This window comes from Microbacterium sp. HMWF026 (assembly GCF_003061325.1).
In the GTDB taxonomy this organism is placed as follows: domain Bacteria; phylum Actinomycetota; class Actinomycetes; order Actinomycetales; family Microbacteriaceae; genus Microbacterium; species Microbacterium testaceum_E.
The window spans coordinates 1-8,119 of the sequence record NZ_QAJB01000078.1 but is presented as its reverse complement, the minus strand read 5'-3'; the positions used below and the strand labels follow the sequence as shown (position 1 = coordinate 8,119).

Sequence of the window (8,119 nt, the reverse complement as noted above, 5' to 3'; positions counted from 1 at the left end):
GGGGGCTCCGACCGCGGCGGCGACCACCGGGCGGATCGCCGCGAGCAGGTCCGCTTCGTGAGACGCCGCGATCCCGGGCACGACCACCGCCGACCCCTGACCCCACGTCTCGTCCGGGATCGGCACCACGACCGCGCTTTCAAGGCCCGGGATGCCGCGCACCGCCGCCTCCACCCGGTCGAGCGACACGTTCACCCCGCCCGAGACGATGACGTTGTCGAGCCGTCCGGTCACCCGCAGCACCCCGTCGACGATCTCGCCGCCGTCGCCCGTGCGGTACCAGCGCCGACCGTCGTCACCGACGGGAAAGACGGATGCCGTGCGCCCGGGGTCGCCGAGGTAGCCGTCGGCGAGCGTCGGACCCGACAGACGCACCTCGCCGTCGACGATCCGCATCCCCACGCCGTCCAGCGGCACGCCGTCGTACACGCACCCGCCGCTGGTCTCGCTCGATCCGTAGGTGCGGATGACGCGGGCGCCGGCGGCGAGCGCGCGGTCCCGGACCGCGGGGGCGAGGGCCTGGCCGCCGATGAGGATGCCCTCGAACGAGCGGACCGCCTGCGCGACCGCGGGATCGGCGTCGGCGGCATCCAGCAGTCTCTGCAGCTGTGCGGGCACGAGGGACGTGAACGTCGGAACGCGTTCGCCGTTGTCGTGCGACGCCATGCCCAGCGCCGCGGCGGCGAACGGCTCAGGGCGGAAGGGACCGGCGAGGACGGCCGGCTCGCGGTCGGCGAGCAGCGCTCTCACCATCACCTGCACCCCGGCCACGTACGTGGCCGGAACGGCCAGCAGCCAGGACCCCTCGCCGATGCGGGCGGTCGTGGCGTAGGCGCTGGCGATGAGGGCGTTGCGTGAGATCGCGACCGACTTGGGCACACCGGTCGAACCCGAGGTGGTCACGACGACGGCCGTCCCGGCGGGCACATCGCCCGGAAGGTCCGCCCCGCCCAGGGCGACGGCGGGTCCCGCCCCCAGGACCGCCGCGCGCAACGCCCGCAGGACGTCGCGCGGATCGCCGGATGCCGGCGGCTCGAGTCTCACGCGCTCGGTCCGACGCTCAGTAGTGCCACGGCACGCCCGACCAGTCGGGGTCGCGCTTCTCGAGGAAGGAGTCGCGCCCCTCGGCGGCCTCGTCGGTGCCGTACGCCAGACGCGTCGCCTCCCCCGCGAACAGCTGCTGACCGACCAGGCCGTCGTCGACGGCGTTGAAGGCGTACTTCAGCATGCGGATCGCCGTCGGCGACTTGGTCAGGATGGTCCGGGCCATCGCCAGGGCTTCGCGTTCGAGCTCGGCGTGCGGGACGACGCGGTTGACCGCGCCCATCTCGTAGGCGCGGTCGGCGGAGTACTCCTCGGCGAGGAAGAAGATCTCGCGCGCGAACTTCTGCCCGATCTGCCGCGCGAAGTAGGCGGAGCCGTAGCCGGCGTCGAAGGAGCCGACATCGGCATCCGTCTGCTTGAAACGACCGTGTTCGCGGCTGGCGATCGACAGGTCGCACACCACGTTCAGCGAGTGGCCGCCGCCCGCCGCCCACCCGGGGACGACCGCGATGACCACCTTCGGCATGAAGCGGATGAGACGCTGGACCTCGAGGATGTGCAAGCGTCCCGCGCGGCCCGGGTCGTGGACCGTCGCCTCGTCGGTCGAGTACTTGTACCCGTCGCGACCGCGGATGCGCTGATCGCCGCCCGAGCAGAACGCCCAGCCGCCGTCCTTCGCGCTCGGTCCGTTGCCCGTGAGCAGGACGACGCCGATGCGGTGGTCCTGTCGGGCGATGTCGAGGGCGCGGTACAGCTCATCGACCGTGTGGGGCCGGAAGGCGTTGCGCACCTCGGGCCGGTCGAAGGCGATACGGGCGATGCGTCCGTCGTGGGTGACGTGCGCGGTGATGTCGGTGTAGTCGGCGGCGCCGGGCGCCGGCGTCCACTCCGCGGGGTCGAACAGCTCGGAGACGGTCACGTCCTCAGCCTACGCGCGGGCACCGACGCAGGATCGATACGACCGCTGGACGCACCCGGCGCCACCCCGTAGCCTGGACGACCCCGACGATCGGAGTCCGCATGACGAAGAAAGTGTCGATCCTGGGTCGCATCCGCGAGTACTTCTTCGGAGCCCCCACCCATGACCAGTCCGAGGACGCGCGCCGCTCGGTGAACCACCAGAGCGAGACCGCGTACTACCAGGGCGAGGCCGTCAAGAACTGGACGGGCACCTCGGGCGGAGCGCAGTTCAAGCCGTGACCGGTCGGCGCCCCGGATCCCCCGGGGCGCCGTTCGATCACGCGTTCTTGCCGTCGCGCCAGCGCAGCCACCGCTCGACGATCGAGTAGTCCCAGTCGGGACCCGAGAACCCGAGGGTGAACAGGCGCGTACCGGCGTCGTAGAGGGCGTCGGCCACGTCTTCGTCGCGGTCCTTCAGCTCGTTCGAGACGACGAGTCCCGACAGGTCGCGCTGCTCGCTCTCGGCCCACTTCTGGATGACGTCGAACTTGTGGGGCAGCTCGTCCGGCGCGACGAAGCTGTGCCAGATGTCGGCGTGACGGGCGACCATGCGCAGCGTCTTCTGCTCGCCCTTGCCGCCGATCATCACGGGGATCTCGCGGGTGGGGGCCGGGTTGAGCTTCGACCAGCGGGCGGCGATCCGGTCGAGGTCGGTCGCCAGGGCGTTCAGCCGCGAGCCCGCGGTGCCGAACTCGTAGCCGTATTCGTCGTAGTCGCGCTGGAACCAGCCCGAGCCGGTACCGAAGATGAAGCGACCCGTGTCGCCGCCCTTCTTGCTGATGTGGTCGACCGTGCGGGCCATGTCGGCCTGCAGGTCGGCGTTGCGGTAGCTGTTGCAGTTGACCAGGGCGCCGAACTCGACGCGCTCGGTCTGCTCGGCCCACGCCGACAGCATGGTCCACGACTCGAAGTGCTCGCCGTCGGGGTCGCCGTAGAGGGGGAAGAAGTGGTCCCAGTTGAAGAGGACGTCGACGCCCATCTCTTCGAGACGGAGGACGGCGTCGCGGATGTCGGAGTACTGCACGTGCTGCGGCTGGATCTGGACGCCGAGACGCACCGGGGTGTCGAAGAGCATGCGGTCAGCCTATGCCCGCCCCCGGACACCGGGACGGGTGGACGCCCGACGCGATGACACGTAGCGTGGAGAGGCCAGACGATCGGAGTCATCATGACGAAGAAGATGTCGAAGCTGTCGCGAGTGCGCGACTACCTGTTCGGCCCGCGCCGCACGCACGAGCAGTCCGAGGCCGCGAGGGAATCCCTCGACGCGCAGAAGGATCTCTCCTCCTACACCACCGAACGCCAGACGTTCTGGTTCGGCGGGTTCGGCGGCGGCGGACCGCGCTGAGCGGCAGGATGAGGGCATGAGCAGCGCCGCCCTCCCCCCGCTCGCCGACGTCCTCGCCACCGCGCGCGTGGTCTCGTTGCCGCTCGCGGCGCGATTCCGCGGCATCCGGGTACGCGAAGCCGTCGTCTTCGAGGGACCCGAGGGCTGGACCGAGTTCTCGCCCTTCGTCGAGTACACGGACGCCGAGGCGTCGACCTGGCTCGCCGGCGCCCTCGACTACGGGTGGCGCCCCTCGCCCGCCCCGGTGCGCGAGACGGTCGGGATCAACGCCACGATGCCCGCGGTCGCGGCATCCGAGGTCCCCCGGATCCTGGCGAGGTATGACGGATGCCGCACGGTCAAGGTCAAGGTCGCCGAGGCCGGTCAGACCCTCGCCGACGACGTCGCGCGCGTGCGCGCGGTACGCGAGGCGGTGGGCCCCGAGGGGCGCGTGCGCGTCGACGCCAACGCCGCGTGGAACGTCGACGAGGCCGAGCGCGCGGTCCACGCGCTGGCGGAGTTCGATCTCGAGTACGTCGAGCAGCCCTGCGCCGAGGTCGACGAGCTCGCCCAGCTGCGCGAGCGCATCGCGTACCTCGACATCCCGGTGGCCGCCGACGAGAGCGTGCGCAAGGCCGCCGACCCCCTGCGCGTCGCCCGAGCCGGGGCCGCCGACCTGCTGGTGATCAAGGCGCAGCCCCTCGGTGGCGTGCACGCCGCGCGCGAGATCGTCGCGCAGGCGGGCCTGCCCGCCGTCGTGTCGAGTGCGCTGGACACCTCGATCGGGCTGTCGATGGGGGTGGCCCTCGCCGCCTCGCTGCCCGACCTCGAATACGACTGCGGTCTCGGCACCGCGTCGCTGTTCACGGCCGATGTCGTGGCATCCCCTCTCCGCGCACACGAGGGGCTGCTGCGCGTCGAGCGTCCGCGTCCGACGACGGCGGACCTCGACCGGGTCGCCGCCGACGACGACAGGACGACGTGGTGGCTCGATCGCCTGCGGCGCTGTCACGCGCTGCTGCAGATCACTCCACGATGAGCCGGACGAGCTGTTCCAGCCGCTCGCCCAGGTGCGCGCGCGACTCGGCGGCCGTCTGACGCGTCATGATCGCGGTCTCGGCGGTCGCGACCCAGGCCGACAGCAGCACTTCGGTGGCCACGGTCGCCGGCACCCGCAGCGACAGGCCGCGCGCCCGGGCGATGTCCGAGACGAGCTGCGTGACGCTCTCGGCGAGGGCGGCGTTGGACGACAGGTACGCGGCGGCGAACTCGGGGTTGCGCAGCGCCTGCACCCGGATCTCGGCCCCGAGCAGGATGTCGAGGCGGTCGTCCCCGGCGATCTCGAGCACCTCCTGCACGAGGTGCAGCACCTCGCCCGTGACGTCGAGGCCCCTGTCCTCGATCGAGGTCACCCGCTCGCGCACGGCGGCGATGGTCGTCTCGGCGGACCGGGCGCACAGCGCGAGGAACAGCTCCTCCTTCGAGGCGAAGTTGGAGTAGAACGCTCCCCGGGTGAATCCGGCGCGTTCGCACACGGCCTCGACGGAGGCGGCGTCGATGCCGACCTCGGCGAACATCTCGGCGGCGGCATCCATCAGACGCGTGCGCGTGTTCTCGCGTCGGCGCGACGGCGCGGGTGCGGTGTCGGTCATCCGCGTCCTCCTGTTCTCGGGGGAGATTCAGCTTCGAACTCCCCGTCCGCCACTACGATACATTGATGTATTCGATACGGTGATGTATCGACCCGTCCGCCGAACGTGGGAGTCACCGTGTCGACATTCCTGTACACCCTGGGTCGCTGGTCGTTCCGCCACCCGTGGCGCGTCCTGACCGCGTGGCTGCTGGTGCTCGTCCTGGCCGGCGGCGGGGTCGCACTCCTGGCCAAGGGCACCGACAACACCTTCACGATCCCCGGCACCGAGTCGCAGGCCGGGCTCGAGATGCTCGAGCGCACCTTTCCCCAGGTCAGCGGAGCGAGCGCCGAGATCGTCGTCGTCGCCGCCGACGGCCAGAGCGTCCGCGATCAGGATTATCAGCAGGCCATCCAGAAGACGAACGCCGACATCCCGGCTCTCGACTTCGTCGCCGCGGTCACCGACCCCTACGACGACCGGATCTCGGGCGGGATCTCGGACGACGACCGCGCGGCCATCGTGCGCATCCAGTTCGACGGCGAGGCCACCGCCGTCCCCCAGGCGACCGAGGACGGCCTCCGCGAGGCGGCGAGCGCCCTGGGCGCAGCGCTGCCCGGCGGGTCGCAGGCGGTGCTGGGCGGCCAGCTGTTCGCGACCGAGATCCCGGGCGCCTCGCTCACCGAGGCCCTGGGCGTCCTGATCGCCGCCCTCGTGCTGATGGTGACGTTCCGATCGTTCCTGGTGGCCGGGATGCCGCTGGCCACCGCGATCCTGGGCGTCGCCCTGTCGATCGCCCTGATCTTCATCGCCACCGGTTTCGCCACGGTGTCCTCGACCACGCCGCTGCTGGCGGTGATGCTGGGCCTGGCGGTCGGCATCGATTACGCCCTCTTCATCGTCTCGCGACATCAGGACCAGACTCGGGCGGGCATGGACCCCGAGGAGTCGACCGCGCGCGCCGTCGGCACGGCCGGTTCGGCCGTGGTCTTCGCCGGGATCACCGTGCTCATCGCCCTCATCGGCCTCGGCTTCGCCGGCATCCCGTTCCTGACGACCATGGGCATCGCCGCCTCGGTCGCGGTGGCGATCGCCGTGTGCGTCGGCCTGACGCTCACCCCGGCCTTCCTCGGCTTCGCCGGTCACCGCGTGGTCGGGTGGGGCTACAAGAAGAAGGGCGCGACGCGCCGTCGTCGCCGCGGTATGTCCGCCCAAGAGGACGCGGACGCCCTGGCCGAGGCCGCCGCGGAGCGCGAGGAGCGTGCCGCCGCGGCCACCGCCCGCGCGCAGCGCAACGGCCCGGCCAAGCGCTGGGTGGGTCTGGTGACGCGGCATCCCGTCGTCACCACGGTCGCCGTGATCGCGGTGCTCGGCACGACCGCGATCCCCGCCGCCTCGCTCGCCCTGACGCTTCCGAACGCCGGCCAGCTGCCCGAGGGCGACGAGGCGCGCGTCGCGTACGAACTGACCGACGAGTACTTCGGCCCGGGCGCCAACGGCCCGCTCATCATGACCGGCACCATCGTCACCAGCAACGATCCGCTGACGCTCATGCAGGACATCGGCGACGAGATCGCCAAGGTGCCCGGTGTCGCCGAGGTGGCCCTGGCCACCCCCAACGAGACCGCCGACACCGGCATCGTGCAGATCGTGCCCGAGACCGCTCCCGACGACCCGCGCACCGCCGACCTGGTGCGCGAGCTCCGCTCGCAGGAGGACCGCCTGTTCGACCAGTTCGGCGTCCGCCTGCTCGTCACCGGCTACACCGCCGTCACGATCGACATCTCCGACCAGTTGGGCGCCGCCCTGCTGCCCTTCGGCCTGTTCGTGGTGGGCCTGTCGCTCGTGCTGCTGATGATCGTGTTCCGCTCGATCTGGGTGCCGTTGACGGCCGCGGGCGGCTACCTGCTGTCGGTCGCCGCCTCGTTCGGCGTCGTCGCCGCGGTATTCGAGTGGGGATGGTTCGCCGACGCCCTGCACGTCGCCAAGGTCGGACCGATCATCAGCTTCATGCCCATCGTGGTGATGGGCGTGCTGTTCGGCCTGGCGATGGACTACCAGGTGTTCCTCGTCTCGCGGATGCGCGAGGACTTCGTGCATGCCGACCGCGAGGGACGCTCCCCCCGCGAGGTGGCGCTCGGCGCGGTGCGCAGCGGGTTCGCCGCATCCGCCCGCGTGGTCGTCGCGGCGGCCGTCATCATGTTCGCCGTCTTCGTCGCGTTCGTCCCCGAGGGCGACTCGAGCCTCAAGCCGATCGCCCTCGGGCTGGCCGTCGGTGTCGCCGTCGACGCGTTCCTCGTGCGCATGACCCTGGTGCCCGCGATCCTCGCGCTGCTGGGGGCGAAGGCATGGTGGATGCCGCGCTGGCTCGACCGGATCCTGCCGAAGCTCGACGTCGAGGGCGAGGCCGTCGAGCGCGAGGTGCACCTGGCCGACTGGCCCGCCGAGCCCGCGATGGCGATCGCCGCCGACGACCTGGGCACCCTGACCGCGACGGATGCCGAGGAGCCGGTGTTCCGCGACGTCTCGCTGCGCCTCGGCTACGGCGGCACGCTGCTGGTCACCGGTGAGACGTCCACCACCCGGACGATGCTGCTGGCCCTGTCCGGGCGCCTGTCGAAGATCGAGGGCAAGCTGCGCGTGGGCGGACTGCTCGTGCCCGAACGCGCCGGCGCCGTGCGCGCCCGGGTCGGCGTGGCGCTGCTGGACGACCCGCGCACCGCCGCGGCCGATGTGACGCACGCGGTCGCGGGCGGCTCGCGGATCGTCGTGGTGTGCGACGTCGACCGCCTCGACGCCGACGCCGCCGCCGATGTCGCCCAGGTCCTCCGCCGTGCGGCGAGCGATCTGCGCGAGCGCCACGACGACGCGGCATCGCCCTTCACCCTCGTCGTCTCGGCGCGGGATGAACGCCGCGCGCTCGCCCTGCTCGCCGAGGCGCAGCGTCCCGACGTGGCATCCCTCCCCCTCGCCACCCCGCGACGCGCCACGCCGTCCGCGCAGCCCGAAACCTACGCCGATCTCTCCGAGGTGTTCGCATGACTCTCCCCGTCGAGCGCTCGCGCTCCCGTCGCCCCGTCACCTGGCTGACCCTGATCGGCGTGCTGCTGCTGCCCGCCGTCATCGGCGGGATCCTGGTCGGCGCGCTGTACAACCC

Annotated in this window: 8 protein-coding genes; 4 read left to right on the top strand and 4 right to left on the bottom strand. The window is 71.7% G+C overall.

Going from position 1 to position 8,119, the window contains the following annotated elements; all coding sequences use genetic code 11:
- The coding region (locus DBR36_RS03750; RefSeq protein WP_108317632.1) for an AMP-binding protein at positions 1-1,044 on the bottom strand (1,044 nt) is incomplete at its 3' end.
- Positions 1,045-1,060: 16 nt separating this feature from the next.
- Entirely contained in the window at positions 1,061-1,963 is a 903-nt protein-coding gene (locus DBR36_RS03745) for a 1,4-dihydroxy-2-naphthoyl-CoA synthase (RefSeq protein ID WP_108317631.1), read from the bottom strand.
- A gap of 101 nt (positions 1,964-2,064) precedes the next feature.
- Between DBR36_RS03745 and DBR36_RS03740 the strand changes: the two genes are divergently transcribed.
- Positions 2,065-2,244, top strand: coding sequence for a hypothetical protein (locus tag DBR36_RS03740; protein ID WP_108317630.1), 180 nt, complete (start codon positions 2,065-2,067; stop codon positions 2,242-2,244).
- A gap of 37 nt (positions 2,245-2,281) precedes the next feature.
- Here the strand turns inward: DBR36_RS03740 and DBR36_RS03735 are convergent, their stop codons facing one another.
- On the bottom strand, positions 2,282-3,079 hold the full coding sequence (locus tag DBR36_RS03735; RefSeq protein WP_108317629.1) for an LLM class F420-dependent oxidoreductase: 798 nt from the start codon (positions 3,077-3,079) through the stop codon (positions 2,282-2,284).
- A 93-nt stretch (positions 3,080-3,172) separates the two neighbouring features.
- On the opposite strand from DBR36_RS03735, the gene DBR36_RS03730 reads away from it, so the two are divergent.
- Entirely contained in the window at positions 3,173-3,352 is a 180-nt protein-coding gene (locus DBR36_RS03730; RefSeq protein ID WP_108317628.1) for a hypothetical protein, read from the top strand.
- Between the two features lie 16 nt (positions 3,353-3,368).
- Positions 3,369-4,370: an o-succinylbenzoate synthase gene (locus DBR36_RS03725; protein WP_108317627.1), complete on the top strand. Its 1,002-nt coding sequence runs from the start codon at positions 3,369-3,371 to the stop codon at positions 4,368-4,370.
- Here DBR36_RS03725 and DBR36_RS03720 read toward each other — a convergent pair.
- Positions 4,357-4,983 (bottom strand): TetR/AcrR family transcriptional regulator, encoded by a 627-nt coding sequence (locus tag DBR36_RS03720; protein ID WP_108317626.1) that lies wholly within the window; start codon positions 4,981-4,983, stop codon positions 4,357-4,359. The two genes, DBR36_RS03725 and DBR36_RS03720, sit on opposite strands and share 14 nt — an antisense overlap.
- Before the next feature lie 117 nt (positions 4,984-5,100).
- Between DBR36_RS03720 and DBR36_RS03715 the strand changes: the two genes are divergently transcribed.
- Positions 5,101-8,004, top strand: a complete 2,904-nt coding sequence (locus DBR36_RS03715) for an efflux RND transporter permease subunit (RefSeq protein ID WP_108317633.1) — start codon at positions 5,101-5,103, stop codon at positions 8,002-8,004.
- Positions 8,005-8,119: the final 115 nt, after the last annotated feature.